This window comes from Mycobacterium sp. IDUB_28 (assembly GCF_055419285.1).
The window spans coordinates 664,331-691,068 of sequence record NZ_JBVAXK010000001.1 but is presented as its reverse complement, the minus strand read 5'-3'; the positions used below and the strand labels follow the sequence as shown (position 1 = coordinate 691,068).

At 66.7% G+C, this 26,738-nt stretch carries 21 protein-coding genes; 16 read left to right on the top strand and 5 right to left on the bottom strand.

Features of this window, described 5'->3' with window-relative positions; genetic code table 11:
• The first annotated feature begins 14 nt into the window (after positions 1 to 14).
• The 11 genes from ACZYZ9_RS03220 to ACZYZ9_RS03170 all read left to right on the top strand — a co-directional run bounded on the left by ACZYZ9_RS03220 (position 15) and on the right by ACZYZ9_RS03170 (position 11,511).
• A complete protein-coding gene (locus ACZYZ9_RS03220; RefSeq protein ID WP_463824744.1) occupies positions 15 to 866 on the top strand; it encodes an ABC transporter permease in 852 nt (283 codons plus the stop codon).
• 5 nt (positions 867 to 871) lie between these two features.
• Positions 872 to 2,140: an MCE family protein gene (locus ACZYZ9_RS03215; RefSeq protein WP_463824743.1), complete on the top strand. Its 1,269-nt coding sequence runs from the start codon at positions 872 to 874 to the stop codon at positions 2,138 to 2,140.
• On the top strand, positions 2,137 to 3,165 hold the full coding sequence (locus tag ACZYZ9_RS03210; protein WP_463824741.1) for an MCE family protein: 1,029 nt from the start codon (positions 2,137 to 2,139) through the stop codon (positions 3,163 to 3,165). The genes ACZYZ9_RS03215 and ACZYZ9_RS03210 overlap by 4 nt, the downstream gene beginning before the upstream one ends.
• Complete coding sequence (locus ACZYZ9_RS03205) at positions 3,162 to 4,325, top strand: virulence factor Mce family protein (RefSeq protein ID WP_463824740.1); 1,164 nt, start codon at positions 3,162 to 3,164, stop codon at positions 4,323 to 4,325. The genes ACZYZ9_RS03210 and ACZYZ9_RS03205 overlap by 4 nt, the downstream gene beginning before the upstream one ends.
• On the top strand, positions 4,322 to 5,635 hold the full coding sequence (locus ACZYZ9_RS03200; RefSeq protein ID WP_463824739.1) for an MCE family protein: 1,314 nt from the start codon (positions 4,322 to 4,324) through the stop codon (positions 5,633 to 5,635). Before ACZYZ9_RS03205 ends, ACZYZ9_RS03200 begins: the two co-directional genes overlap by 4 nt.
• 11 nt (positions 5,636 to 5,646) lie before the next feature.
• Complete coding sequence (locus tag ACZYZ9_RS03195) at positions 5,647 to 6,759, top strand: MCE family protein (protein ID WP_463824738.1); 1,113 nt, start codon at positions 5,647 to 5,649, stop codon at positions 6,757 to 6,759.
• On the top strand, positions 6,759 to 8,228 hold the full coding sequence (locus ACZYZ9_RS03190; protein ID WP_463824737.1) for an MCE family protein: 1,470 nt from the start codon (positions 6,759 to 6,761) through the stop codon (positions 8,226 to 8,228). The genes ACZYZ9_RS03195 and ACZYZ9_RS03190 overlap by 1 nt, the downstream gene beginning before the upstream one ends.
• Positions 8,229 to 8,239: 11 nt before the next feature.
• On the top strand, positions 8,240 to 8,869 hold the full coding sequence (locus tag ACZYZ9_RS03185; RefSeq protein WP_463824736.1) for an Mce protein: 630 nt from the start codon (positions 8,240 to 8,242) through the stop codon (positions 8,867 to 8,869).
• Entirely contained in the window at positions 8,866 to 9,483 is a 618-nt protein-coding gene (locus tag ACZYZ9_RS03180) for a hypothetical protein (protein WP_463824735.1), read from the top strand. Before ACZYZ9_RS03185 ends, ACZYZ9_RS03180 begins: the two co-directional genes overlap by 4 nt.
• Entirely contained in the window at positions 9,480 to 9,962 is a 483-nt protein-coding gene (locus ACZYZ9_RS03175) for a CAP domain-containing protein (protein ID WP_463824734.1), read from the top strand. The genes ACZYZ9_RS03180 and ACZYZ9_RS03175 overlap by 4 nt, the downstream gene beginning before the upstream one ends.
• A gap of 151 nt (positions 9,963 to 10,113) precedes the next feature.
• Positions 10,114 to 11,511 (top strand): MBL fold metallo-hydrolase, encoded by a 1,398-nt coding sequence (locus ACZYZ9_RS03170; protein ID WP_463824733.1) that lies wholly within the window; start codon positions 10,114 to 10,116, stop codon positions 11,509 to 11,511.
• Positions 11,512 to 11,591: 80 nt separating this feature from the next.
• Here ACZYZ9_RS03170 and ACZYZ9_RS03165 read toward each other — a convergent pair whose 3' ends face one another.
• The gene (locus tag ACZYZ9_RS03165) at positions 11,592 to 11,864 is read right to left on the bottom strand and encodes a hypothetical protein (RefSeq protein ID WP_463824732.1); all 273 of its coding nucleotides are present in this window, start codon (positions 11,862 to 11,864) and stop codon (positions 11,592 to 11,594) included.
• A gap of 115 nt (positions 11,865 to 11,979) precedes the next feature.
• On the bottom strand, positions 11,980 to 16,041 hold the full coding sequence (locus tag ACZYZ9_RS03160; RefSeq protein WP_463824731.1) for a molybdopterin-dependent oxidoreductase: 4,062 nt from the start codon (positions 16,039 to 16,041) through the stop codon (positions 11,980 to 11,982).
• A gap of 422 nt (positions 16,042 to 16,463) precedes the next feature.
• Between ACZYZ9_RS03160 and ACZYZ9_RS03155 the strand changes: the two genes are divergently transcribed.
• Positions 16,464 to 16,922: an LppP/LprE family lipoprotein gene (locus tag ACZYZ9_RS03155; protein WP_463824935.1), complete on the top strand. Its 459-nt coding sequence runs from the start codon at positions 16,464 to 16,466 to the stop codon at positions 16,920 to 16,922.
• Here ACZYZ9_RS03155 and ACZYZ9_RS03150 read toward each other — a convergent pair.
• On the bottom strand, positions 16,919 to 18,859 hold the full coding sequence (locus ACZYZ9_RS03150; RefSeq protein WP_463824730.1) for an acyl-CoA dehydrogenase family protein: 1,941 nt from the start codon (positions 18,857 to 18,859) through the stop codon (positions 16,919 to 16,921). The two genes, ACZYZ9_RS03155 and ACZYZ9_RS03150, sit on opposite strands and share 4 nt — an antisense overlap.
• Before the next feature lie 105 nt (positions 18,860 to 18,964).
• Here ACZYZ9_RS03150 and ACZYZ9_RS03145 point away from each other — a divergent pair, with 105 nt between their 5' ends.
• Together ACZYZ9_RS03145 and ACZYZ9_RS03140 are read left to right on the top strand one after the other, a co-directional pair.
• Positions 18,965 to 19,531 carry a methyltransferase family protein gene (locus ACZYZ9_RS03145; protein WP_463824729.1) on the top strand — a complete coding sequence of 189 codons (567 nt, stop codon included), beginning with the start codon at positions 18,965 to 18,967 and terminating at the stop codon, positions 19,529 to 19,531.
• Entirely contained in the window at positions 19,531 to 20,616 is a 1,086-nt protein-coding gene (locus ACZYZ9_RS03140) for an esterase-like activity of phytase family protein (protein WP_463824728.1), read from the top strand. Before ACZYZ9_RS03145 ends, ACZYZ9_RS03140 begins: the two co-directional genes overlap by 1 nt.
• Here ACZYZ9_RS03140 and ACZYZ9_RS03135 read toward each other — a convergent pair.
• Positions 20,588 to 23,137, bottom strand: coding sequence for an ABC transporter permease (locus ACZYZ9_RS03135; protein ID WP_463824934.1), 2,550 nt, complete (start codon positions 23,135 to 23,137; stop codon positions 20,588 to 20,590). The two genes, ACZYZ9_RS03140 and ACZYZ9_RS03135, sit on opposite strands and share 29 nt — an antisense overlap.
• 125 nt (positions 23,138 to 23,262) lie before the next feature.
• Complete coding sequence (locus ACZYZ9_RS03130) at positions 23,263 to 23,739, bottom strand: MarR family winged helix-turn-helix transcriptional regulator (protein WP_463824727.1); 477 nt, start codon at positions 23,737 to 23,739, stop codon at positions 23,263 to 23,265.
• 96 nt (positions 23,740 to 23,835) lie between these two features.
• Between ACZYZ9_RS03130 and ACZYZ9_RS03125 the strand changes: the two genes are divergently transcribed.
• Both ACZYZ9_RS03125 and ACZYZ9_RS03120 read left to right on the top strand, forming a co-directional pair.
• Positions 23,836 to 25,881, top strand: coding sequence for an ATP-binding cassette domain-containing protein (locus ACZYZ9_RS03125; protein WP_463824726.1), 2,046 nt, complete (start codon positions 23,836 to 23,838; stop codon positions 25,879 to 25,881).
• Positions 25,878 to 26,726 carry a CbiQ family ECF transporter T component gene (locus tag ACZYZ9_RS03120; RefSeq protein ID WP_463824725.1) on the top strand — a complete coding sequence of 283 codons (849 nt, stop codon included), beginning with the start codon at positions 25,878 to 25,880 and terminating at the stop codon, positions 26,724 to 26,726. Before ACZYZ9_RS03125 ends, ACZYZ9_RS03120 begins: the two co-directional genes overlap by 4 nt.
• Positions 26,727 to 26,738 lie beyond the last annotated feature (12 nt).

Below are 26,738 nucleotides of genomic sequence, written 5' to 3'. Positions count from 1 at the left end.
CGGGTGTGGCGCCCATGAGCGACGCCGTGGTCGACGAACCGTCGCGGTTGAGTACAGCCGGTCCCAGGACGGTGGCTGCCACCCGCAAGCTGGGGGAGCAGACCGCGTTCTACGGTCGGTCATTACTCAACATCGGCGAGGCGGTACGCCGATACCCCGGTGAACTGCTGCGGCTGATCGCCGAAATGGGCATGGGCACCGGCGCTTTGGCGGTGATCGGCGGCACCGTCGGGATCATCGGTTTCCTCACGCTGACCACCGGAGCGCTGGTCGCGGTACAGGGTTACGACACGCTGTCCAACATCGGCGTCGAGGCGATGACCGGATTCCTCTCGGCGTTCCTGAACGTCCGGATGATCGCGCCGTGCACGGCCGGCCTGGCACTGACGGCCACCATCGGCGCCGGCGCCACGGCGCAACTGGGTGCCATGCGGATCAACGAGGAGATCGACGCGCTCGAGGTGATGGGCATCCGCGCGATCACCTACCTGGCCTCCACCCGGATCATCGCCGGTGTGCTGGTGGTGATCCCGCTCTATGCCGTCGCCGTGCTGATGTCATTCATCGCCGCCAAGTTCCTCACCATTTCCGTGTACGGCCAGTCCCGTGGCGTCTACGAGCACTACTTCGCCACCTTCCTGCATCCCAACGATCTGCTGTGGTCGTTCCTGTCGGCGCTGACGATGGCCACCGGCGTGATGGTGGTCCACACCTACTACGGGTTCACCGCGACCGGTGGGCCGGCCGGGGTCGGCGAGGCGGTGGGCCGGTCGGTGCGGTCGTCGATGATCGTGACCGCCTTTGTGTGCCTGATGATTTCGCTGTCGGTATACGGGCAGCACGGCAATTTCAACCTGTCGGGTTAGCCGGTATGAGCGACGAGAAGTATCGAGGAGCCTTCCGGGCCAACCGGGTCCGCACCAGCCGGATCGACCCGATCTGGTACGCGCCGACCCTGTTTCTGGTGGTGGCTGGTCTGGTGGTGATGACGACCGGCATGTTCGCCGGCAAGTTCGACGAATCGATCCCCCTGACCCTGGTCTCGGACCGCGCGGGACTGGTGATGGAACAGGGCGCCAAAGTCAAGTTCCGCGGAGTGCAGGTCGGGCAGGTCGAGTCGATCGGCACCGACGTCAAAGTCGCCGAGCTGAAGCTGAAGATGCAACCGGACGCGTTCAGGTATCTGCCCAGCAACGTCGAGGCCGAGATCAAGTCGACCACCGCGTTCGGTTCCAAGTACGTCGACCTGACCGCGCCCGGGCGGCCCAGTCCCGCAGCCCTCAAACCCGGTGCCGTGCTGCACTCACGGAATGTGACCGTCGAGGTGAACACCGTCTTCGAGAATCTCCAATCCCTGGTTCAGGCAATCGATCCCGCCAAACTGAACGCGATCCTGTCGGCCTTCGCGCAATCGGTGCGCGGTAAGGGCGACCGGATCGGGCAGGCCATCACCGACGCCAACAACGTGCTGCTCGCCGTGAATCCCCGACTGGACACCATCCACCGGAACTGGAAGCTGTTCGGCCAGGCCGCGGCCACGTATTCCACTGCGGCGCAGGATATTCTGTCGATCCTGGACTCGGTGACGACCACCAGCGTCACCCTCACCGAGAACCAGCAGTCGCTGGACGCCATGCTGATGTCAGCCATCGGTTTCAGCCGGACCGGTATCAGCGTCATCGGCCGCACCGAATCCGACATCGTACGAGCCATCAATCTGCTCGACCCGACCACACGACTGCTGGACATGTATTCCCCGACCTACACCTGCCTGTTCCAGGGCGCACAGTGGTACGTGGAGCACGGCGGCCGGGACACGTTGGGCGGCAACGGATATTCGTTCATCATGGACGCCGGACTGCTGTTCGGCGACGACCCGTACCGGTACCCGAAGCACCTGCCGAAAGTCAATGCCACCGGCGGCCCCGGCGGCAGGCCGAGTTGCGGTTCGCTGCCGGACCCGAGTGCCAACTACCCGGTGCGCGCGCTGGTCACCGACACCGGCTGGGGTACCGAGCCCAACGAGATCCGCACCAACCTGGCGGTCGGTAATCCCTGGTGGTCCAACTACTTCCCGACGACCAAGAACCCGCCTGAGCCGCCGCGCTACTTCTACCGCGGGGGGCAGCCGCCGCCATGAGACGAAGCATGCCGAGCATCATCATCCGGGTCGCGCTGTTCACAGCGGTGTGCCTGGTCTTCACCTTCGGGTTGGTCACGGTCTTCGGGCAGTTCCGATTCGAGGACCGCACCGACTACCACGCGGTCTTCACCAACATCTCGGGGCTGAAGTCCGGCAACTTCGTCCGCATCGCCGGTGCCGAAGTCGGCAAGGTCGGCGACATCACCCTGCACCGCGACGGCACGGTCAGTATCGACTTCGCGATTGACAAGGGTTTGCGACTGACCGAAGGTACCCGCGCGGTGGTGCGCTACGAGAACCTGATCGGTGACCGCTTCCTGGCTCTGGAAGAAAGCTCCGGATCGCCGCACCGGCTGCCCGCGGGCGCGACGATCCCGCTGGCGCGGACATCGCCGGCCCTGGATGTCGACGTGCTGATCGGCGGTTTCCGCCCGTTGTTCCGCGCGCTGGACCCCGACCAGGTCAACGCGCTGTCCGGGCAGTTGCTGCGGATCTTCCAGGGCCAGGGCGGCACGCTGTCCTCGGTGCTGGCCCAGACCGCGACGTTGACGTCGACCCTGGCCGGGCGCAGCGAGTTGATCGGCGAGCTGATCACCAACCTGAACACCGTGCTGCACACCTTCGCCGCCCGCGATCACGAATTCGCCGACGGATTGGACAAATTGGCCGAGTTCGTCGAGGGCCTGGCGCAACGCAAGGACGACATCTCCGCCGGCCTGGCCTACGTCAATGCCGCCGCCGGTTCCATCGCCGACCTGCTGGTGCAGGCACGGCAACCGATCAAGAACGTGGTGCACGAAACCGACCGGATGGCGACCCAGGTGATGGCCGACCGCGACTACGTCGACCACCTGATCCACACCCTGCCCGACGTCTACCAGGTGCTGTCCCGGCAGGGCCTCAACGGCGACTACTTCGGCTTCTACTTCTGCGAGGTGCTGCTCAAACTGAACGGCAAGGGGGGCAACCCCATCTACGTCAAGCTGGTGGGTCAGCCCTCCGGACGGTGCACGCCGCAATGAGTCGATTCCGCGGCAAGCCGGGCAAGAACCGCAGTCCCTTCCTGTTGGGAGTGATGGGCACGGTCATCATGACGTTGGTGGTGGTCGTCGCATTCCAGTACAACAAGCTGCCCTTCGTCAACGGCTACGACAACTATGCGGCCTATTTCTCCGAAGCCGGTGGCATCAAACCCGGTAACCAGGTGCGTGTTTCGGGTGTGGGAGTCGGTCGGGTGTCCGATGTGAGTCTGGAGGGCACCAAAGTCCGGGTCGGCTTCACCGTCCGCAAGAGCGTCGAGTTGGGCGAGCGGACCGAAGCGGCGATCAAGACCGAGACGATTCTGGGTTCCAAGATGCTCGAGCTGACCCCGCGCGGGCAGGGCCGGCTGCGGATCACCATTCCGCTGGAACGCACCACCTCGCCCTACGATTTGCCGGACGCACTGGGCGACTTGACAACTCAGATCAGCGGCCTGAACACCACCCAATTATCCTCAGCCCTCACGACTTTGGCCGACACGTTCCACGACACACCACCCAATCTGCGGCCGGCGCTGGACGGGGTCGCCCGGTTCTCCGACACCCTGAACAACCGCGACGCACAGCTGCGCAGCCTGCTGACTAACGCCAACAGCGTTGCCGGCGTGTTGGGTCGGCGCAGCCAGCAGATCGCCGGCCTGGTGTCCAATTCCAACGCGTTGCTGGCGGCGCTGCTACGGGAACGCAGTTCCATCGACGCACTGATGAACAACCTCACCGCGGTGTCCCACCAGATTTCGGGGCTGGTCGATGACAACCGCAGCCAGCTCAAGCCGGCTCTCGACAAGCTCAACGGCGTGCTCGAAATCCTGGACAACCGCAAGGAAGACATCCAGCGGACACTGCCGAAGTTCAAGCGGTACGCCATGTCCTTCGGCGAGGTGCTCGGGTCCGGTCCGTTCTTCAAAGCCTATGTGGCCAACCTGGTTCCCGGCCAACTCAGCGGACCGATCCTCGACTCGCGCATGTATGACCGGTATCTGGACCCCAACCAGCATCTGCCGTCCGAATCGGTGGACCCGCCGATCGGATCCCCGCCGGTCCCACCCGAAGCCGCACCGACACCGCTGTGGTCGCAACCACCGTCGCCCGGACCCGCACCGGGGCCGCCGCCGGAGCCCGCGGGAACGGGGGGCCCGTGAACGTCAGCCCCACCGCACGGAAAACGCTGCGGGCCGCAGCCGCTCTCAGTTTGGTGGTCACCCTGGTCTTCTCGTTGTTCCTTCTCGGCAAGCAGCTGTGGAAAGAGGTCGACAAGAACACGTACTCCGCGTATTTCGTCAACGCCAACGGTCTATTCGTCGGCGACGAAATCCGGATCCTGGGCGTCGCCGTCGGGACCGTCGACAAGATCGAGCCGCAACCGGCCAGCTCCAAGGTGACGTTCTCCGTCGACAAGAAGTATCCGATTCCCGCCGCGGCCCGCGCCGCGATCCTGTCCCCGTCGTTGGTGACCTCACGCGCTGTGCAACTGGTCCCGGTCTACAACGGCGGCCCCAAACTCGCTGCCGAAGCAATCATTCCGCTGAGCCGCACCGCGGTACCGGTGGAGTGGGACGACTTCCGCAAGCAGTTGGAGAAGCTGACCGAGTCCCTGCAACCGGCGACACCGGGCGGGGTGAACTCGCTGGGCGAATTCATCAACTCGGCCGCGGACAACCTGCGGGGTGAGGGCGACACGGCTCGCGACACCATCATCAAACTCTCCGCGGCACTTTCGGCGCTCGGTGATCACGCCGACGACATTTTCAGCACGGTGCGCAACCTGCAGCTGCTGGTCTCGGCGCTGTACTCCAGCAGCGACCTGCTGGCCGCGTTCAACCAGAACCTGGCCAGCGTGACCACGATTCTGTCCAACTCGCCCAACGAGATCGCCAACGCGGTGCAGGGTCTGGACGCGGCGCTGGTGGACCTGCGCGGATTCCTTGCCGAGAACCGGGAATCCATCGGTGTCACGGTCGACCGGTTCACTTCCATCACCACTGCACTCAACGACAGCCGTGCCGACATCAAGCAGATCCTGCATGTGGTGCCGACGGTGTTCCAGAACTTCATGAACATCTACCAACCAGCGCAGGGCGCCATGACCGGCATCATCGCGCTGAACAACTTCGCCGATATCCCGCAATGGATTTGCAGCTCGATCGAAGCGGCCTCGCGGCGCGGATTGGACCGGGTTTCCAAGCTCTGCCTGCAATATGTCGAGCCGATCATCAAAAACCGCATCTATAACTACGTGCCCGTCGGGCTCAACCCGTTCGTCGGACCGCAGGCCCGCCCGGGCGAGATCACCTACAGCGAGGACAGATTGCGCCCCGGCGCCCTGCCACCGCCAGAGGCGGCCCCGCTGCCGGCCGAGCAGCCGGCGCCGGCAGCGGCGCCCGGACCCACCGTGGTCGATCCAAAGCTGGGCCTGCCGGGCCTGATGGTCCCCCAGGGGCCGTCCTCATGATTGGGCGGCAGATGATCACGGCTGCGGTCAGTGTCGCCTGCATGACGGTCCTCGGTGGGTGTGACTGGCACGGCCTGAATTCGCTCACGCTGCCCGGCACGTCCGGTGGCGGCGCGGGCTCCTACACGGTCCAAGCCCAGTTACCCGATGTGGTGAATATCCAAGAGAACACCCGGGTCCGGGTCGATGACGTCAACATCGGCAATGTCACCAAGATCGAGGCCCAGGACTGGCACGCGCTGGTCACCATGCGGATCAACGGCGACGTCCAGCTGCCCGCCAACGCCACCGCCAAGATCGGTCAGACCAGCTTGCTCGGGTCCATGCACATCGAGCTCGCCCCGCCCAGGGACGAGCCGCCGGTCGGACAACTGCGAAACGGATCGGTCATCCCGCTGGCACACGCGAGCATGTATCCGACCACCGAGCAAACCCTGGCGTCGGTATCCGTGCTGCTCAACGGCGGTGGCCTGGCTCAGCTGCAGGAGATCACCCAGGCGGTCGCCAAGGCTTTCGCCGGACGCGAAAACGACATGCGCAGCCTGCTGCGACAACTCGACGAGTTCATCGCCGGCACCAATAAGCAGACCGACGACATCATCGCTGCCGCTGAGAATCTCAACTCGTTGGCCGGTCAGTTCGCCGCCAAGGACGCGGTTGTGGACCGGGCGCTGCTGACGGTGCCCAAAGCGCTCGCGGTCCTGGCCAATGAGCGCACCCAGATCGCCGACGCCATCGACCAGCTCGGCAAATTCAGCGCGATCGCCGCGGACACCGTCCGCCAGAGCAAAGAATCGTTGGTGAACAACCTGCGCCAGATCGCCCCGGTGCTGCGCAGGCTCGCCGACGCGGGACCGTCGCTCACCAAGGGACTGGACGGATTGGCGACCTACCCGTGGCCGACGTCGACGGTGACCAACTGGTTCCGCGGTGACTACGCGAACCTCACCATGATCGTCGATCTCACGTTGAGCCGCATCGACACCGGGATATTCACCGGCTCCCGGTGGGAAGGCAATCTGACCCAACTCGAACTGCAGTGGGGACGCACCATCGGCATGCAACCGAGCCCGGCCACCGGCGGGAATCCGCTGACCTTCCCTTACCACTTCGAGGGATACTGATGCTGCGCCTGAACCGCAAGACCTGGATCCAATTGGCAGTGCTGACGGTGGTGACGCTGATCTCTTGTGGCTCAATGGCTTTCAACTACATGAAGATACCTGAGACGCTGTTCGGAATCGGCGAATACAGCGTCACCGTCGACCTGCCGCAGTCGGGCGGGTTGTACGAGAACTCCGTGGTCACCTATCGCGGCACCGACGTCGGTCAGGTGCGGTCGGTCAGTGTCACCGCCGAGGGGGTGCGCGCGGTGCTGGCCATGCGGTCCGGCGTCAAGGTGCCCGCCCACGTGCAGGCATCGGTGCACAGCCGGTCGGCGATCGGGGAGCAGTACATCGAACTGACCCCGCAGCCCGGTGGAGACGGCCGACAGTCAAGGTCGCTCAGGGCCGGTGACGTCATCCCGGCCGGACAGGTCGATGTGCCGGTCGACATCGGGCGGCTGCTCGACATGACCAACCGTGCGCTGCAAGCGATTCCGCGCAACAATCTGCGCACCGTGATGGACGAGGCCAATCGTGCGGTGGGCGGGCTGGGACCCGAGCTGTCCCGGATCGTCAACGGGTCAACGGCATTGGCGAACGCCGGCGGCCGCACCGTCGACCCGCTGGCCACCATGATCGACCAGGCCCCGCCGGTGTTGAACTCCCAAGTGCAGACATCGGATGCGATAGCCACCTGGGCCCGTCGAACGGCAGCCATCACCGCGCAGTTCCAGGCGCAGGATGCGGCTCTGCGAGACCTGTTGGCGCAGGGCAGTTCCGGGCTGGAGGAGGGCCGTGCGCTGTTCGATCGGGTCGCGCCCGCGGTACCGGTGCTGTTCGCCAACCTGGTGAGCCTGGGTGACATCGCCTTCGTCTACCGGCACGACATCGAACAGATCCTGGTGCTGCTGCCGCAGGGCATCGCGGTGATGGCGGGCTCGCTGGTGCCCAACGTCGGCACCAAGCAGGACTACAAGGGCTTCTACCTGGATTTCAACCTCAATATGAACCTGCCGCCGCCCTGCACCACCGGCTTCCTGCCGCCCACGCAGCGGCGTTCACCGGCCAGTGTGGATGCGCCGGACCGGCCGGCGGCCGAACTGTATTGCCGACTGCCGCAGGATTCCGAACTCAATGTTCGTGGCGCGCGCAATATTCCGTGTGAGACCAAGCCGTGGAAACGTGCCCCGACCGTCGAGTTGTGCGAGAGCGACGAGGAGTACGTGCCGCTCAACGAGGGCTACCACTGGAAGGGCGACCCCAACGCCACCACCACCGGCCAGGGTGTCCCGCAGTACCCGCCCGGCCAGGATCCGCGGCTGCCGCCACCGCGCGGTACCGCGCCGCCGCCCCCGCCGGTCGCGGTCGCCACCTACGACCCGGCCACGGGTGAGTATGTGGGGCCCGACGGGCGTCGTTACACCGAGGCCGATTTGGCGCACCCGCGTGCCAAGAACTGGCAGTCACTGCTGGTGCCGTCACCGTAGTTAGGAGCAACATGGCTGAGCAGCCCGAAGAGCAGAAGGTCAGCTTGTCGAAAGAGGCTGATGACGTCGACAAGACAGATGTCGGCGACAGCGTGGCGGAGGAGGCTGTCGAAGACCGTGACAGACCGTCGGTCATCCGGTTGCCCAACCCGTTCGGGCGGCTCTCCCGGGTCGGGCGTGCGCTGGTGGCCGCCGCGCTGGTCGTGGCCGCGCTCACCGGGCTGACCGGTTGGCTGGGCTACCGCGACTACGCGCAGCACCGGGCGCAGGCCCAGCGTGAGCTGTTCATCCGGGCCGCTCGGCAGGGCGCGGTGAATCTCACCACGCTGGACTACACGCAGATCGACACCGACGTGCAGCGCATCATCGACCTGGCCACCGGGGCGTTCCGGGACGATTTCGAGCGTCGTTCCAAGCCGTTCGTGGAACTGGTCAAAGTGGCTCAGTCGAAGTCGGAGGGCACGGTCACCGACGCGGGACTGGAATCCCAGCGCGGCGACTCGGCGCAGGTGCTGGTGGCGGTCGCAGTGAAATCGCGGACCGCGGCCGGCGAGGAGGCGCCCCGGGAATGGCGGATGCGAATCGAAGTCCAGGCCGTCGGTGACGAAGCCAAGATGTCGAACGTGGTGTTCGTGCCATGACGACACTGAGCGAACGGATCGTCGAATCAGGGCCCGCAGACGAGGAATCGCTGGACGACGACACCACACCGGAACCCGACGACGACGACGCGGCCGAACCGACCGCCGGCCGGGAGCGGGTGAGGACTCCGATCCGGTGGTCGCGGGTACTTGCTTTCACGGTCCTGCCGGGGATCGCGTTGCTGCTCGCGGTGGCCGCCGGCTACTTCAAGTGGGACGTGTCGAACACGGACGTGGGTGCGGCCGCAGCCGAGTCGGTGCGGGCCGCCAGCGACGACGCGGTGGCCATGCTGTCCTACACCCCCGAGTCGGCGGATAAAGATCTCGGCGCCGCCCGGGACAGGTTGACCGGGGAGTTCAAGGACGCCTACACGGCGCTGACTCGCCAGGTGGTCATCCCGGGTGCCAAGGAGAAGCGCATCGCCGCGGCCGCGAAGGTCACTGCGGCGTCGTCGGTGTCGGCGACCGCAAACCACGCTGTGGTGCTGTTGTTCGTCAACCAGACCGTCACCATCGGCGACGGCGGCACCCCCACCGATACCCAGCCGGTGATCCGGGTGGTGCTGGATAAGGTCGACGGCCGCTGGCTCGTGTCACATTTCGACCCGGTATGAACCGGCTGCACGCCCCGGCGGTTGCCGGCCTCATCCTGCTGGTGACGGCCCCCAGCGCCGTCGCAGATAACAAGCGGCTCAACGACAGTGTCGTCTCCGGGGTGTACACGGCTCAGCATCAGGCGGGTTGCACCAACGATGTGAACATGAACAACTCGTTGTATCTGGCCGCCCAATGGCACGCCGACGACCTGATCAACAACCGAAACATCAACGCCGACATCGGGTCTGACGGATCGACGGCACAGTCCCGGGCCGCCGCGGCGGGCTTTCGCGGCAAGGTGGCCGAAACCGTCGCGATCAACCCGGCGTTGGCCATCAGCAGCCTCGAGGTGTTCCACCAATGGTTCGACAACCCGGACTATCTGGCGATCATGCGCGATTGCGCCAACACCGCGATGGGGGTGTGGTCCAACAACAGCCTGGACCGCAGCGTGGTTGTCGCGCTGTACGGGCAGCCCGAACCGCGGGGCCGATGACTTCGGCTCACCGCGATTCCAGTCACCGCGTGCTGCGCGAACGGGGTGAACGTCCCGGGTTCGGCGTGATCGTCGTGGCCCGGGGTTACGGCGCCGCGTCGCGGGGGAACCCTGCGTTAAATCTGCCTCAAGGGCTCAGGAGGAAGACTCGATGATCTTCACACAGCACTATCTGGAATGCCTTTCGCAGGCTTCGTACTTCATCGGCGACGAAAGCTCGGGACGTGCCGTGGTTGTCGATCCCCGCCGCGACATCGACGAATACCTGCAGGAAGCCGCCGAACACGGCCTGACGATCGAACGGGTGATTGAAACCCACATCCACGCCGACTTCCTCAGCGGCCACTTGGAACTCGCGGCCGCGACCGGGGCGGTGATCTCCTACGGCAAGGACGCCCGGGTCGAGTTCCCGGTCGAGCCGCTGCACGACGGGCAGCGAATCTCGTTGGGCGAAGTCACTTTCGAAATCTTGGCGACCCCGGGTCACACCCCGGAGTCGATTTCCGTCGTGGTCTACGAGTACCCGGACGACGAGGTGCCTTACGGGGTCTGCACCGGCGACGCGCTCTTTGTCGGCGACGTCGGAAGGCCGGATCTGCTTGCCGATGAAGGCATTTCAGCCGAGGACCTGGCCCGCACACTCTACGAGACGCTGCACGGCAAGCTGCTCACGCTGCCCGACGCCACCCGCGTATTTCCCGCGCACGGGGCCGGGTCGACGTGCGGCAAGCAGCTTTCCAGCGAAACTTACTCCACGATCGGCGAACAGCGGGAGACCAACTACGCGGCCAAGATCGACAACGTAGCCGAGTTCGTCGCATCGCTGACCTCGGATCAGGCGACCCAACCGCGCTACTTCGAATACGACTCGCACCGCAACCGAGAGCGGCGCCCACTGCTCAACGACGGCCCGCCGAACGTGTTCGGCATCGACATCGTGGAAAAACACGCGGCAGCAGGCGTGACGTTGCTGGACAGCCGCGAGCCCGAGGACTTCGCGGCCGGTCACCTTCGCGGTGCCATCAACGTCAGCCTGGCCGGGCGGTTCGCCGAATGGGCCGGCGGCGCAGTGGAAATCGACCGCGACATTGTCTTAGTAGGCGATCCGGAGAAAGCGGGGGAGTCCCGGCTCCGCCTGGCGCGGGTGGGGCTGGACCGCGTGCTGGGTCAATTGGACGACCTGTCGGCGGTGTCCGACGAGCGCCCGGAGCTGATCGCGACCACCCGCCGCTACCGCGCCGCTGAGCTGGAGCAACGGCGCGACTCGACTCCGAACCTGCAGATCGTCGACGTGCGCGGCAAAGCCGAGGTCGAGGACGGCGTGGTGCCGGGCGCCCGCCACGTCCCGCTGCCCGCGCTGGTCGATTCCCTCGACGAGTTCGACAAGTCCGCTCCGGTGGTGACCTACTGCGCCAGCGGCACCCGTTCGATGATTGCGGCCAGCCTGTTCCAGGCGGCGGGTTTCGACGTCGCGGATCTGCTCGGTGGATTCGGCGCCTGGGCGGATGAGGGCCTGCCGGTGGCGGACGCCGAAAATCAGTGCGCCTGAGTCACATCCGTCTCGTCTTTCACAGCCGTAACCCGAAGGTGGCTGTGGGATCTTCCCGGAGTTGGTAGCACCGGCGCGCGCTACATGGCTGCGGCGTCGGCCCGCCCGTAGTCCGACATCTCGCAGACGCAGTCCTGCGTGACGTCGGCGGACGCACGGCGCAGCAGCGTGCCACGCCGAAACTTCAGGTGCTGCGCATAAACCTTGTCCCGCTGGCTCGGCGAGAACGCGAAGTCCAGATTGACCGGCAGTCCAGCCCAATCGACCTGGTCAGCGGGGGCGTCATCGTTGCGCGCACCGCAGTGCAGCGGACATGACGCACCGTTTTTCGGACCATTCGAATCCCGACCCACGTCTGCGACCCTCCCTTGAGTGCGCGAACTCCTGGGTGAAATGGTGCGACTCCGATGTTTCAGCTACGGCCTCGTGACGTTTCCGTCAAATTACGGAGTTACCCAGAATCGCGTGTCAGTACACGTCGCGGTGGTAGCGCCTGTCAGTTCGCAGCGAACCGACGAAGGCCCGGGCGTCTTCGATACAGAGGTTGCCGTGCTCGGCAGCGATGTCGCAGATGGCCTGGTCCACGTCTTTCGCCATCGGATCGGCGCTGCCGCAGACGTACAGCTGGGCCCCGTCCTGCAACCATCGCCACAGTTGCGCACCCCGCTTGCGCATCAGGTGCTGGACGTACACCTTCTCGCGCTGGTCGCGGGAAAACGCCAGGTCCAGCTCGGTGAGCAAACCGTCGGCATGCATCGCCTGGATCTCGTCGCGGTAGTAGAAATCAGTGGCGGCATGCTGCTCACCGAAGAACAGCCAGTTAGGACCGCTGTGGCCGAGCGCGCGCCGTTCCTGCAGAAATCCGCGAAACGGAGCGATCCCGGTGCCGGGGCCCACCATGATCATCGGGGTCTGCGGGTCGCTCGGCGGCCGGAAGTTCTTCGATGTCCGCACATACACCGCGATCCGGTCACTGGGGGAGCGGTCGGCCAGATACGTCGAGCACACTCCGCGCCGCGGCACGCCCGCAAAGTTGTAGCGCACCGGCGCCACCGTCAGGTGCACCTCGCCCGGATGCTCTTTGGGACTGGACGAGATCGAATACAGCCGCGGCTGCAGGGGCTTGAGGATGTCGAGCCATTCCTCGGCGGAGGCGGTGACGGGCGCCCAGGCGAGCAGATCGACCGACTGGCGTCCCCAGGACCAATCTGCCAGTGCGCCTTTGTTTTCCGGCTTCATCAACGCGGCGAGCTGCATGGCCGCACCCGAATCCGCGGTGCGATCGCACACGAAGCGCAGCAGGTCCGGGCTGATGTGGGCGATCTCGAACCGGTCGGTCAGGGCGGCACGCAACGACATCGAACCGTGTTGGGCGACCTGCACTTCAGTGTGTCCGTCGAGGCCGGTGACGGTCAGCCATTCGTCGACGAATGCGTCGCTGTTGTGCGGCCACACACCCAGCGCATCACCCGCCTCGTAGCACACCGTTCCCTCGGGGACGTGAAAAACCAACTGGCGCACATCTTTTGCCGACTCCGGCCGACTCAGCGTGGTGTTGCGGATGAGATCGGTAACCAACGGCTGCTTCTTGGAGTACTTCGTGGCGGCTCGCACCGCAACGGTCGGTGTGCGGGCGAAGGACCCCAGGATGTCGGTCACCCAGCGCGCGGCGGCGTCCTCGTAGTCGGGTTCGCAATCGACGCGGTCGATGATGCGGGTCGCGCCCAGTTCGGCGAGTCGGGCGTCGAGTTTGCGACCGTGCCCGCAGAAGTCGTCGTAGTTGGAATCACCGAGCGCCAGCACGGCGTATCGGGTGTCGGGCAGGCGGGGGGCGTCCGGTGCGGTCAGCGCCTGCCAGAACTCCGCGCCGTTGTCCGGCGGGTCGCCGTCACCAGTCGTGCTGGTGATCACCAGCAGTTCAGGGGTGGACGCCAGGTCCCCGGTGGGGAAGTCATCCATGCCGCGCAGCTCAATCGACATCCCAGCGGCACGCAACCGCCCGGCGATGTCGGCAGCGAGTTCCTCGGCGTTGCCGGTCTGCGAAGCCCACAGCAGCACGGTCCGGGACCCGGCCGACGATGGCTGCGGCGACCACATGCCCGCCAGCACGCCGTTTACCCACATCCGGGCACGGTCGTCGAACGGTGCGCTGTCGGGCAGCGTGGGCGGTTGAACTGTCGGAGTGCCTTTCGTGCCCAGCCCGGTCAGCAGCCCGGCGAGGTAGGCGCGACCATGCGCGTCGAACTCGGGTATCGCCTCGGCCGCCACGCCGAGGAACTCGGCGATGGCGTCGATCTGGGCCAGACCGCTACGCGGGACGCGGTAGAGCTCGTCGACCGGGTCGCCCTGCACGGCGGCCACCTTGGTCAGGTTTACCGCGCAGGCCTTGTACTCCGGTTGGCGCGATACCGGGTCGACGGCGTCGTTGGTGACCGCGTTGATCGAGAGGTACTCGCCGAACACGTCGTTCCAGTGGAACGGCGCGAAGCAGTTGCCGGGCAGTACGCGGTCGGTGACCACGGCGGGCAGTACGGCGCGGCCCCGGCGCGACGCCACCTCGACGCGGTCGCCGTCGCAGATCTGCAACCGGTCGGCGTCGTCGGGGTGAAGTTCGACGAAGGGGCCGGGGTTCAGCTTGTTCAGCTTTGCGACCTTGCCGGTCTTGGTCATCGTGTGCCACTGGTGCGCCAGGCGGCCGGTGTTGAGCAGCAGCGGATAATCGGCGTCGGGCACTTCTTCAGGCAGCAGGTGCGGGCGGGCGAAGAACACCGCCCGGCCGTCCGCAGTCGGGAAGGTCAGCCGGGGCTGGTGACCGTCGTCACGGACGCGGCGGTCTTGGCTGACGCCGTCGTTGAGGTAGCGGATCGGATTGCGGTCCGCGGTGCTCCCGGGTGGGCATGGCCACTGCACCGGGGTGGTCCGCAGTCGCTGGTAGCTGACACCGCGAAGGTCGTAGCCGGTCCTGGGATTCCAGAACTGCTTGATCTCCTCGAAAACATCTTCGGCGGAGGCGTAGGTGAAGGAGTCGGCAAAGCCCATCGCACCGGCTATTCGGGCGATCAGCTGCCAATCCGGCAGTGCCTGGCCCGGCGGTTGCACGGCCGCCTCGAACAAGGTCAGGTTGCGCTCGGAGTTGACCATCACCCCGTCGGACTCGGTCCACAACGTGGCCGGCAGCACGATGTCGGCGTACTCGTTGGTCTCGGTCTCCAGGAATGCGTCCTGGGTGATCACCAATTCGGCTTTCTCCAGACCGGCCAGCACGGTCTTTCGATTGGCCACGGTGGCAACGGGATTGGTGCAGATGATCCAGCAGGCCTTGATCTGACCGTCGGCCATCCGGGAGAACATGTCGATCACCCCGTCGCTGACATCGGTACGCAGCGAGCCGTGCGGGATGCCCCACAGATCCTCGGTGAACTCTCGGTCCTCAGTGCAGGTCACCGACCGCTGCCCGGGCAATCCTGGTCCCATATAACCCATTTCGCGTCCGCCCATGGCGTTGGGCTGCCCGGTCAGGGAGAATGGGCCACTGCCGGTCTTGCAGATCGCGCCGGTGGCCAGGTGCAGATTGCAGATCGCGTTGGTGTTCCAGGTGCCGTGGGTGCTCTGATTGACGCCCATCGTCCAACAGGTGACCCAGTTGGCGGCTTCCCCGATCCAGCGGGCCGCCGTGCGGATGTCTTCGGCTGGGATGCCGGTGGTTTCGCTGACCGCGTCGACGGTGAACTGTTTCAGGAAGCCGGGCATCACCTCCCACCCGGTGGTGAACTCAGCGATGAAATCGTCGTCCGTGTACCCATTTTCGACGATCAGTTGTAGTAAACCGTTGAGCAGCGCGAGATCTGTGCCCGGCGCGATCTGCAGGAACAGGTCGGCCTTGGCGGCGGTGGCGGTGCGGCGGGGGTCGACGACGATCAGTTTGGCGCCCGCCTTGACCCGATCCATCATGCGCAGGAACAGGATCGGGTGGCAGTCGGCCATGTTGGATCCGATGACGAAGAACACGTCGGCGTGGTCGAGATCCTGGTAGGAGCCCGGCGGTCCGTCCGCGCCCAACGACAGCTTGTAGCCCGAACTGGCCCCGGCCATGCACAGCCGCGAGTTGGATTCGATCTGGTTGGTGCCGATGAAGCCCTTGGTCAGCTTGTTCGCCAGGTACTGCGCCTCCAGCGACAGCTGGCCGGACACGTACAGCGCGACGGCATCCGGGCCGTGCTCGTCGATGACGGCGCGCAGTCGCTGCGCGGCCGCGGTGATCGCGGTGTCGGTGTCCACTGCTTCCAGTGGTTGCCCCCGGTCGGTCCTGGTATACGCCCACTCTGTGCGACCCGGCGCGGTCATCAGGTCAGCGGTGGTCTTGCCTTTGGTGCACAGCCGGCCGAAGTTTGCCGGATGATCTTGACGCCCAACTGATTTCACGATGTGACGACGGCCGCTTTCGGGGTCGGTGGTGATCTGCAACACGAGTCCGCAGCCGACACCGCAGTACGCGCACATGGTGTGCACGGTGTCCTGCTCGGACTGCATAGTGCCCTCGTCCTCCCCGGATGGTGCAGCGGAATATGTGCAAATCGTGCTACGACGATGTTTCGCTTCGACGCATCCGAGGTTTCCGCCGCTTTACGGAGATCTCGCAACCCGCTGCACCGCACTGTGCGCTGCGGGGAACCTCGGGCTCACGTGTCGACCAGCGCCCTGCGCCCAGATTAGCGTCGAGCATCCCGAATTTCGGCCTGTAGCTGCGGTTTTGACGGAACCCGGAGTACATTCACAGGTCATCGCAAGGTCGGCGCCGGTGACCCACGAGCGCGTTCACCCTGCGGTGGTGGCGACAAAATGCGGGAACCCCGCCATCAGCGCAGAATCAACGCCCGGGGGAGGCCGACGCCGGGCCGGGACGAGTCGTTTAGGCTCGCGACGTGCGTCGTTGGAGCGCGATCGTCGTGTTGATGAGCCTGCTGGCTGTCGGCTGCGACGACAAACCGTCGCCGCCACCGGCCGCCAAACCGGACAGCTGCAAAGAATCCGACGGCCCCACCGCCGACACGATCCGGCAGGCCATCGCCGCGGTTCCGGTCGAGGTGGCCGGCTCGAAATGGGTGGAGATCGGCCGCGGCCGCACCCGCAAGTGCCGGTTGCACTGGGTGCAGATCATCCCGACCATCGCCTCCGAATCGACCCCGCAGCAGCTGCTGTTCTTCGACCACAACATCCCGCTGGGCTCACCCACGCCCGATCCGCGGCCCTACATCACCGTGCTGGCGCCCAGCGACGACACCGTCACCGTGCAATACCAGTGGCGCAAGGGCAACGACGAGGAGTGCTGCCCCAGCGGCCGCGGCACGGTGAAGTTCCAGATCGGACCCGACGGCAAGCTCAAAGCGCTCGGGCCCATCCCCCGAAGCTAGTCGGGCAGATTCTCCGGGTGCAGCATCTCGGCGTAGCGCAGCGGCTCAGGGATGCCGAACCCGTCGACCAGCGTCCGGGCGTGCGGACGCAGCACCCGGCACCGGTCGTTGATGCCGCGGGTCACGGCCTTGGCCCGTTCGGTCGACAGGTACGTGTGCTCGATGAACCAGGCCTTGTCCTCTTCGATCACCGACAGCGCGTAGAGGTCGCAGACCACGTCGAGCAGCTCGCGGGTCTCGCTGTCCGGGCACGCGTCGATGCCGGCGACGAACGCCTCCAGCACCACCCGGTCGATGTGCGCCTGGGCCGCATGCAGCACGTGATCCTGCACCGCGTTGAAGGCGTCGAAGGCCGACATCTCCTTGGACTTGCCCTGTAGCCGGCGGGCGACCGAGGACAACAGATAGTTCTCCCGGTCCTCGAACATGCTGACCTGAGTGCCGCGGTTGAACAGGCTGCCTTCCTCTTCGCTGTCCTGCCGCGAGTCGACGATGCGTTGCATAATCGCTTCGGCCGCAGTGCGTTTCATCACCCGGTCACCGACGGTGTTGGCCGCGAACCGCACCCATTCCACCGGGCTCATGCTCTTGATGTCGTCGGCGTACTGGGTCAGCAGCTCCTTGGCGACCAGCTGGGTCAGCACGTGGTTGTCGCCCTCGAAGGTGGTGAACACGTCGGTGTCGCCGCGCAGCGCGATCAACCGGTTCTCGGCCATGTATCCCGCACCGCCACACGCCTCCCGGGCCTCCTGAATGGCCCGCGACGCGTGCCAGGTGTTGGCCGCTTTCAGGCCGGCCGCGCGGGCTTCCAGCTCACGTTGCTCGTCGGCGTCCACCACGTCGGAGGTCTGCAGGTCGTGGGTCTTGGAGACCAGCTCGTTCTGCGCGAACTGCAGTGCGTAGGACCGCGCGATCAACGGGAAAAGCCGGCGCTGGTGCACCAGGTAGTCCATGATCAGCACTTCGGACTCGTCGTCGTCGGGTGAAGTGAACTGCCTGCGCTGCAACGCATATCGGGTGGCGATGTCCAATGCGACGCGAGCGGCGTTGCCCGCGCTGCCGCCTACGGTGACCCGGCCCCGGATCAAGGTGCCGATCATGGTGAAGAAGCGGCGGTTCGGGTTGTCGATCGGCGAGCTGTAGGTCCCGTCCTCGGCGACGTCGCCGTACTTGTTGAGCAGGTTCTCCCGCGGAACGCGGACGTGGTCGAACATGATGCGGCCGTTGTCCACTCCGGGCAACCCGCCCTTGTACTGGCAGTCCGAGGTGGTTACGCCCGGCAGGTCGTCGCCGTCCTCGTCGCGGATCGGTACCAGCAGGCAGTGCACCCCGTGGTTGACCGGCTCACCGTCTTCATGGGTGATCAACTGCGCGAACACCGCTGCCATACGGGCGGTTTCGGCCGCACCACCGATGTAGTCCTTGCGTGCCGAGGGTGTCTCGGAGTGCACTACGAACTCCTGGGTGTCGGCGTCGTAGGTCGCCGTCGTCTCCAGTGACTGCACGTCGCTGCCGTGTCCGGTCTCGGTCATCGCGAAACAGCCGAGCAGGTCCAGGGAGATGATGTCCTTGATGTAGGACCCGTGGCGCTCGGTGCCGAGGTTCTCCACCGCCCCGCCGAACAACCCCCACTGCACCCCGGCTTTGACCATCAGCGACAGATCCGACATGGCCAGCATCTCGATCATGGTGACCGCCGCCCCGACGTCGCCGGTGCCGCCGTGTTCTTTGCGGAAACCTTCGTCGGAGATGCCGGAGGCGGCCATCATCTGCATCTGCTCGGCCACCTTGGCCCGGGCGATGACGGTGTTGGGGGTGTAGTGCGGACGGAACGCCTCCTGGGACAGCTTGGCGCGTACCTCGTTCTTCACATCGCGCCACCGCCCGTCCAGCGCGTCGCGGAGATGATCAGCTGTGGTCTTGTTGTCTGACGCCATTCCACGACCGTAGCCCGTCGTCCGCGCTGCCGGAACAAGTCGCACTTCCCGGCCTTGCGGTGTCGTGGAATCGTTAGGTTTGCTGGGCGACAAAGGGGGTCGGCGATGCCGCAGTATCTGGCCGCACTCATGGTGGTGCTGCTGTTCGGCACGGTGGCCGGACGACTGATAGTGCTCAAGCGAACCGGCACACAGGCCCTGCATTTCGGGAACCTGGACAACAGCGATTTCGCGATCCCGCCGGTGGCGTCGTTCTACTTCTACACGATCTTCGCGGCGGCGTTCGGCTGGCCGCTGGTCAGTAATCAGCGGTTTTTCCAGTCCAGCGTGGCCGCTTGGGTCGGAGTGGGCCTGTGCGCGTGCGCCATCGGCGTGCTGGTGTGGAGCCTGGTGTCGTTCGGCCGCAGCTTCCGGGTGGGCATCGACGTCGACAAACCTGGCCGCCTGGTCACCTCCGGCGTCTTCGCGGTCAGTCGCAACCCGATCTACGTCGGCTTTTTCCTGTTCTTGGTGGGCCAGCTGTTGGTGTTCCCCAACTGGGTTCCGCTGTTCTACCTGTTCGCAGGAACCTGGCTGTTCCACCGCCAGGTGTTGCGGGAAGAAAAGTTCCTACGCGAGCAGCACGGCCGCGAATTCGACGAGTACTGCACTCGCGTCAGGCGTTATGTCTGATGCGGCGCCGGTTGGTGGCCCTGCTGCTGGCCCTGGGGCTGGCCGGCTGCGCTGCCGGGCCGCCTGCGTCGCACGCGGCGCCGCTGCTGAGTTATCTCGGCCAGATGCAGCTCGGTTCCGGCGCGGTGTGCGACGGCACCGTCGTCGGCGGGCTGTCGGGCATCAGCTACGACCCGCAGCGTCAGCTCTACTACGTCATCAGCGACGACCGCTCCGGGAAAGCGCCGGCCCGGTTCTATACCTTCCGGTTGTCGTTGTCGGACAACGGGATTGACGAAGCCACCTGCATCGGCGGGCGCCCTTTGCGGGACCGGTCCGGAGCGGTGTTCGGCCCGTTGGACCCGCCGGTGGTGCCCCCGGACCCGGAGGGCATCGCTTTCGACGCGGGCCGGCAGCGACTGTATTGGAGTTCCGAAGGGGAGCGACTGACCGACCCGAATCCGGTGCTGCTGGATCCGTGGGTGCGCATCGCCGGGCTCGACGGCGGCTATCAGGGGGAGTTCATCCTGCCCGCCAACCTCAAGATGTCCGCGGCACGCACCGGGCCGCGGCGCAACCTCGCGCTGGAGGGACTGACTCTCACGCCCGGCGGTGCGTCGCTGTTCGCCGCGATGGAAGACCCCGGCTACCAGGACGGGCCGGTGGCCGACGGCGAGCACCAGGTGTTGACCCGCATCACCAGATTCGATGTCGCCACCGCCGCGCCCACCGCTCAGTACGCCTACCCCATGGACCCACCCGGGCGCGGCGTCGACCGTAACGCGGTCTCTGACCTCGTGGCGCTGACCGACACCACGTTCCTGGTGCTGGAACGCTCCACCGCCATACCTGCGGTCGTGCGCATCTACCGCGCCGAAATCGGCGCGGCGACCGACATCTCGGCGCTGCCGTCGATGCGGGAAGCCGCGCTGACGCCGATGACCAAGTCGCTGGCAGTCGACCTGTCCGCGGTCCATCCGCTGGACAACGTCGAAGGCATCACTCTCGGACCGAGACTGCCCGACGGGCGTCAGTCGGTGGTGCTGGTCAGCGACGACAATTTCGCAGCCACCCAGATCACCCAGTTCGTGCTGTTGGCGATGTAGCAGGCACGCGCAACCGGTATCGAACCAGTCCGGCCCACGCCAACCCCAGGACCGCCAGCATCAGCATGTCGAACACCCACCAGCCGGAGTAGTGCGCCCACATGGCGTTCTGCGCGGCCAGTTTGTCGACCCGGCGCAGGTTGACCGTGGACGCCGCGGCCGCAAACCCCCACTGCGCCGGGATGAACCAGGACACCTGGTCATACACCCAGGTGCCCACCAACGACATCAGACCGCCGGCGAACAACAGCGAGGCCAGCAACGCCGGCACCGCCAGCGCCACCGCCTCGCCGACCGATCTGCCGAGCGAGGACAGCGCCAGCCCGACGATGGCCGAGACGACGGCCGTCGCGGCCACGCTGACATACAGCTCGAAATCCGCGCTGCCCAGCAGGACGGCGCCGTGCCTGGGTCCGCCTTTGCCCGCCAGGACGATGACGCTCAGAATTGCCGCCTGCACCGCGGCGACGACGCCGAACACGACGATCTTGCCCAGTAGGTACGCCGACGCCGACAACCCGACCTGCTGATCCCGCCGGAACACCCGCCGCTCGCTGACCAGGGCGCTGATGGTGGCGGTGGTGCCCAGCAGCACCGCGCCGAAGTTGAGGGCGGCCAGGATCTCGACGGCTTCGTGGGTGTTGCTCGACGACGAACCCGCTCGTCCCAGCCCGGAATTGCCGGGGATCAGCAGCGTCAGACAGCCCAACGCGACCGGCAGCAGCAGCAGGAACAACCCCTGCACCGGGTTGGCGGACACCATCCGGACCTGGCGGCGGACCACCAGCCGGACCTGCTGGCCGAAGCTGAGGGCGGGCGGGGTGCGTTCGGGATGGGCGACCGACGGTGGCGGGGGAGCAACCTCCTGCTGCCGGAGCTGGAACGCGTGGTGGGCGCCGTCGGGGTCGGCGGCCACGCGGGCGAAAATCTGGGACCAGTCGGTGGTGCCCAACACCGATTCCAGCTGCGCGGGTGGCCCGGCGAAGGCCAGCCGGCCGGCGGGAGTCAGCACTAGCACTTGATCGCACAGGCTGAGGTAGCCCAGCGAGCCGGGCGACGTCACCGCCATCACGACCACACAGCCCAGATCGGCCTGCCGGCGCAACATCGTCATCAGGTGGTGCTCCTGCTGCGGATCCAACCCGGCGGCAGGCTCGTCGACCACCAGCATCGTCGGCCGGGCCAGCAGTTCGACCGCCAGCGACGCGCACCGGCGCAGCTCGGGGGGCAGCTTGGCCACCTTGGTTTTGCGGTGCGGGGTCAGCTCGAGCTCGTCGAGAACCTGCTCGACGATCCGGGTGCGGTTTTCCACCGTGGTGTTCGACGGCAGCCGCAGTTCGGCGGCGTAGCCCAGGGCGCGTTCCACGGTCAGGTTGAGATGGACCCGGTTGTCGCGGGGCACCACGCCGATCCGCGTACGCATCGCCGCCGGGTCGCCGTGCACGTCGCGGCCGTCCACCGTCAGGACACCGGAGGTCAGCGGGCGGGTGCCGGCCAGCACTGCGGTCAGCGCGAAATTGCGGGCCGCTGACGGGCCGACGACGGCGATCAGCGAGCCCGGACGGGTCGTGAACGACACGTCGGCGAGCACCGGGTGGCCGTCGAGCGTCAGTCCGAGCTGGTGGGCGGTCACCCCGATGGTCCGCGCGCCGGATTGCAGCAGCGGCAACCGGCCGGTTTGTCGGGTGAATTCGCCGGGTGCAGGCTCGTCCTGGGCAGGGAGCAGTTTGCGCGTCGCCTCGCTCATCCGGCTGATCAGGCCCGGCGCCTCGGGCTGCTTGTCGAGGTCGACGGGTGCAGGCGCCGGCGGGACGGGCGGTGTCACGGGTGGCGGACTCGGCGCGACGGCGGGTTCGGCCCGGATGAAGCGGAACGGCCGGGTGGGCCGTTCCATCGGGGATTGCTCGGTGCCCGAGAAGTCGAGCGGCGCCATCGGAATACGGGTGGTAGCCGGCTCGTCGGCGACCGGCGGCGGCTGCACCGGGATGCGGCCGGTGGTCGGCTCGGGCTCGCCGGTGGGAGGCGTCTGCGCCGGAAGCCGCGTGGTTTCCGGCTCGTCCACCACCGGCTGCGCCGGGATGCGGGTGGTCTCCGGATCGTGTTCGGCCTCGGGCTGCGCGCGAAGCTGAGCAGTGGCCGGCTCCCCGTCCAGCCGTGATTCGGGTGGCAACGCGACCCCGTGCGGGTCGGTCGCGGACGCGGCCGCAGCCGGATCGTCGGCGGCAGAGACCTGGAAGGTCAGTCGCGGCCCGCGCTCCGCGTCGCCGAGCGCGATTGTCTGGCCATCCCGGATGTCCACTGTCGACAACCGGGTGCCGTCCACGAACAGGCCGTGCTGACTCTGATCGACGGCCAACCAGTGGGTGCCGGCGAACCGCAGCACCAGGTCGGGGACCGGTTGGGACGCATCCTCGACCCCACCCAGGCCGGGGCGGTCCAACCGGATGTCGCAATGCCCGCCGTGGCCCACGATCACGTCGCGGCCCGGCGTGAAGAAATACCGCAACGATCCGACCCACACGGTCAACGGGGAGGCATCAGGTATGGCCGGCACCCTTCTCTAAAGAGCGGTCCAGGGCGCACCATTCGCGCCCTGGAACCAGTGTCTACCCGCTGAGGCGGTACATCCACCTGCAAAATCGGGGCTCAGAGCGTGTTGCGTCCCGGCGCGCTCGCCGCGTTCTGCAACACCCGCCGCAGCACGTCGACGGCGTCGACCAGCACCTGGCGTTCGGCGGGTCGCAAGCGGGCCAGTTGCGGTTCGATGGCGGCGGCGCGGTCGCGGCGCACCGCGTTGAGCATGTGCAGTCCCTCAGGCGTGATTCGGATGCGGACCGCCCGCGCATCGCCGGGGTCGACGGTGCGCGAGACCAGTCCGGCCTCTTCGAGCCGGCGCACCTGGGTGGTCATCGTGGGCTGGGAACAGTGGTCGACGGCGGCCAGGTCGCCGATGCGAGCTTCGCCCTCGGCGTCGATGGTGGCCAGCAGCCGGGCCTGCGCCGCCGGCAGCGGCATCTGGATGCGCTGAGTTGCCAGCCGATTCAGCCGTGCGACCACGGCCAGCAGATCCGCTCCCAGGCCGTGCGGGACCTCGGCGTCATTTGCCGTGGCGGACGAACTCATGAACTCATCGTTGCATAGCTTTGCTATGCGCCACCAATCGCGGTTAGTCCTACGTGCTGCGCCGGTGCAGGGCCTGTGCCTGGCAGAATCGGTCGAGTGACACCGCCCGGCCCATCACCTTCGCGCCATCGGCGCGGACCCCTGCGCCCCCCTGAATTGGCGCAGGCCGCGGTGATGGCGGCGTTATGTGCGGTGACCGCGATCATTTCCGTTGCCGTGCCGTTTGCCGCGGGTCTGGCGCTGTTGGGCACTGTGCCCACCGGCCTGCTGGCCTACCGGTACCGATTGCGGGTGTTGCTCACCGCGACGGTCGCCGCGTCCATCATCGCTTTCCTGATCGCCGGCGGCGGTGGGCTGGGCGCGGTGGTGCAGAGTGCGTACATCGGCGGGCTCACCGGGGTGATCAAACGCCGGAACCGGGGCACGCCGACGGTGGTCGTGGCCTCGCTGATCGCCGGGGTGATCTTCGCGGCCGGCAACGTCGGGCTGCTGATGATCCTGACCCGGCTGCGGCACCTGATGCGCGACGCCATCACCGCCAATGTGGACGGTCTCGCGTCCTTCCTGAACGGCGTGCATGGTGAGCGCCTCGGTGCCTGGCTGAAATCTGCCTACGCCTTCTCGTTGCATTACTGGCAGCTGGTGCTGCTCGGCATCGTGACGATCGGGATCGTGTTCATGTCGCTGATCGGCTGGTGGGCGCTGTCGCGGCTGCTGGAACGCATGCGCGGCGTGCCCGACGTGCACAAGCTCGACGCGGCCGTCGGCGACGCGCAGGATGCCGCCGTCGGGCCGGTCCCGGTGCGCTTGGACAAGGTGCGCTACCGCTATCCCGGTGCAGACCAGGACGCGCTGCCCGAGATCAGCATGGAACTCCGCGAAGGCGAACACGTCGCCATCACCGGGGCCAACGGTTCCGGAAAGACCACGCTGATGCTGATCCTGGCCGGCCGGGAGCCCACGTCGGGCACTGTGCACCGGCCCGGCGCGGTGGGTCTGGGCAAGTTGGGTGGGACGGCGATCGTGCTGCAGCACCCGGAAAGCCAAGTGCTGGGCACCCGCGTCGCCGACGACGTGGTGTGGGGGCTGCCGCCGGGCACCAAGATCGATGTCGAAAAGTTGCTCCGCGAAGTGGGACTGGACGACCTCGCTGAACGGGACACCGGCAGCCTGTCCGGCGGTGAGCTGCAGCGCCTCGCGCTGGCGGCGGCACTGGCCCGCGAGCCGGCGATGCTGATCGCCGACGAGGTCACCACGATGGTCGACCATCAGGGCCGCGAGGGTCTGCTCAACGTGCTGTCTGGTCTGACCAAACGGCACCGCATGTCGCTGGTGCACATCACGCACTACAGCAACGAAGCCGAATCCGCCGACCGCACAATCAAACTCAGCGACTCGCCGGACAACACCGGCATGGGCCAGGCGACCGAGGCCCCGGCGCCGGACGTGGGTGACACCCGCCATGCGCCAGCCCTGGAACTCGTCAACGTCGGGCACGAGTACGGCGTCGGCACGCCGTGGGCCAAGACCGCGCTGCGCGATGTTTCGTTCGTGGTCGAGCAGGGCGACGGCGTGCTGATCCACGGCGGCAACGGCTCGGGGAAGTCGACGCTGGCGTGGATCATGGCCGGGTTGACCACACCCACCAGCGGCGCCTGCCTGCTGGACGGGCGGCCCACCCACGAGCAGGTCGGCGCGGTCGCGTTGTCGTTCCAGGCGGCCAGGTTGCAGTTGATGCGCAACCGGGTGGACCTGGAAGTCGCCTCTGCCGCCGGCTTTTCGCACAAGGACGAAGACCGCGTGGTGGCCGCGCTCGGCGTGGTCGGGCTGGATCCGGCGCTGGCCAAGCGCAGCATCGACCAGCTCAGCGGCGGCCAGATGCGCCGGGTGGTGCTGGCCGGGTTGCTCGCGTGCTCGCCGAAGGCGCTGATCCTCGACGAGCCGCTGGCCGGTTTGGACATCGCCAGCCAGACCGGCCTGCTGCGCCTCTTGGAAGACCTGCGCCGCGACACCGGGCTGACCGTGGTGGTCATTTCGCACGACGCCGTCGGGATGGAGACGTTGTGTCCCCGGACGCTGCATCTGCGGGACGGCGTGCTGGAATCGGCGTCGGCGTCCAGTTCGGCAGGGGGTGCGTCGTGACGGTGGCGTCGTCTCCGGCGGGGCGGGAGAAGCGCAAACCCGGCCGTCCGGTCGTGCTGCTGGTGCCGATACCGGGCGGCTCGCCCATCCACGATCTGTGGGCCGGAACGAAGCTGCTGGTGGTCTTCGGGATTTCGGCGTTGCTGGCGTTCTACCCCGGCTGGGTGACGATCGGGTGCATGGCGGCGCTGGTACTGGCGGCGATCCGGATTGCCCGCATTCCCCGCGGGGCGCTGCCGTCGATACCCCGCTGGTTGTGGATTGTGTTGGCAATCGGCGGTATTACCGCCGCCCTGGCTGGCGGCGATCCGGAAATCCCGGTCGCCGGTGTCGAACTCGGACTCGGCGGAACGCTGAACTTCCTGCGCATCACCGCGCTGACACTGGTACTGCTGGCGACCGGTGGGCTGGTCTCCTACACCACCAATGTGGCCGAAATCGGTCCTGCGGTAGCCACTTTGGGCCGCCCGCTACGGCTGTTGCGGCTGCCGGTCGACGAGTGGGCGGTGGCGCTGGCGCTGGCGCTGCGCGCCTTCCCGATGCTGATCGACGAATTCCAGGTCCTCTACGCCGCGCGTCGATTGCGGCCCAAGCAGACCCCGAAGAGTCGCAAGGAGAAACGTCAGCAGCGCCGGCTGGAGATGATCGACCTGCTGGCCGCCGCCATCACGGTGACGCTGCGGCGCGCCGACGAGATGGGCGATGCGATCACCGCCCGCGGTGGCACCGGTCAGCTGTCGGCCAATCCGCGGGGGCCCAAGCTGGCCGACTGGGTGACGCTGGCGATCGCCGTCGTGGTGGGTGGCGCGGGCGTCGCAATCCAGACCATCCTCACCGCGGCCTGACGAGTTGGCGGC

Coding starts and splice junctions, on each gene's coding strand:
- ACZYZ9_RS03205 (WP_463824740.1), top strand. CDS start 3,162: ATGAGTCGATTCCGCGGCAAGCCGGGCAAGAACCGCAGTCCCTTCCTG.
- ACZYZ9_RS03160 (WP_463824731.1), bottom strand. CDS start 16,041: ATGCAGTCCGAGCAGGACACCGTGCACACCATGTGCGCGTACTGCGGT.
- ACZYZ9_RS03155 (WP_463824935.1), top strand. CDS start 16,464: ATGAGCCTGCTGGCTGTCGGCTGCGACGACAAACCGTCGCCGCCACCG.
- ACZYZ9_RS03220 (WP_463824744.1), top strand. CDS start 15: ATGAGCGACGCCGTGGTCGACGAACCGTCGCGGTTGAGTACAGCCGGT.
- ACZYZ9_RS03185 (WP_463824736.1), top strand. CDS start 8,240: ATGGCTGAGCAGCCCGAAGAGCAGAAGGTCAGCTTGTCGAAAGAGGCT.
- ACZYZ9_RS03170 (WP_463824733.1), top strand. CDS start 10,114: ATGATCTTCACACAGCACTATCTGGAATGCCTTTCGCAGGCTTCGTAC.
- ACZYZ9_RS03195 (WP_463824738.1), top strand. CDS start 5,647: ATGATCACGGCTGCGGTCAGTGTCGCCTGCATGACGGTCCTCGGTGGG.
- ACZYZ9_RS03190 (WP_463824737.1), top strand. CDS start 6,759: ATGCTGCGCCTGAACCGCAAGACCTGGATCCAATTGGCAGTGCTGACG.
- ACZYZ9_RS03210 (WP_463824741.1), top strand. CDS start 2,137: ATGAGACGAAGCATGCCGAGCATCATCATCCGGGTCGCGCTGTTCACA.
- ACZYZ9_RS03150 (WP_463824730.1), bottom strand. CDS start 18,859: ATGGCGTCAGACAACAAGACCACAGCTGATCATCTCCGCGACGCGCTG.
- ACZYZ9_RS03145 (WP_463824729.1), top strand. CDS start 18,965: ATGCCGCAGTATCTGGCCGCACTCATGGTGGTGCTGCTGTTCGGCACG.
- ACZYZ9_RS03175 (WP_463824734.1), top strand. CDS start 9,480: ATGAACCGGCTGCACGCCCCGGCGGTTGCCGGCCTCATCCTGCTGGTG.
- ACZYZ9_RS03215 (WP_463824743.1), top strand. CDS start 872: ATGAGCGACGAGAAGTATCGAGGAGCCTTCCGGGCCAACCGGGTCCGC.
- ACZYZ9_RS03140 (WP_463824728.1), top strand. CDS start 19,531: ATGCGGCGCCGGTTGGTGGCCCTGCTGCTGGCCCTGGGGCTGGCCGGC.
- ACZYZ9_RS03130 (WP_463824727.1), bottom strand. CDS start 23,739: ATGAGTTCGTCCGCCACGGCAAATGACGCCGAGGTCCCGCACGGCCTG.
- ACZYZ9_RS03180 (WP_463824735.1), top strand. CDS start 8,866: ATGACGACACTGAGCGAACGGATCGTCGAATCAGGGCCCGCAGACGAG.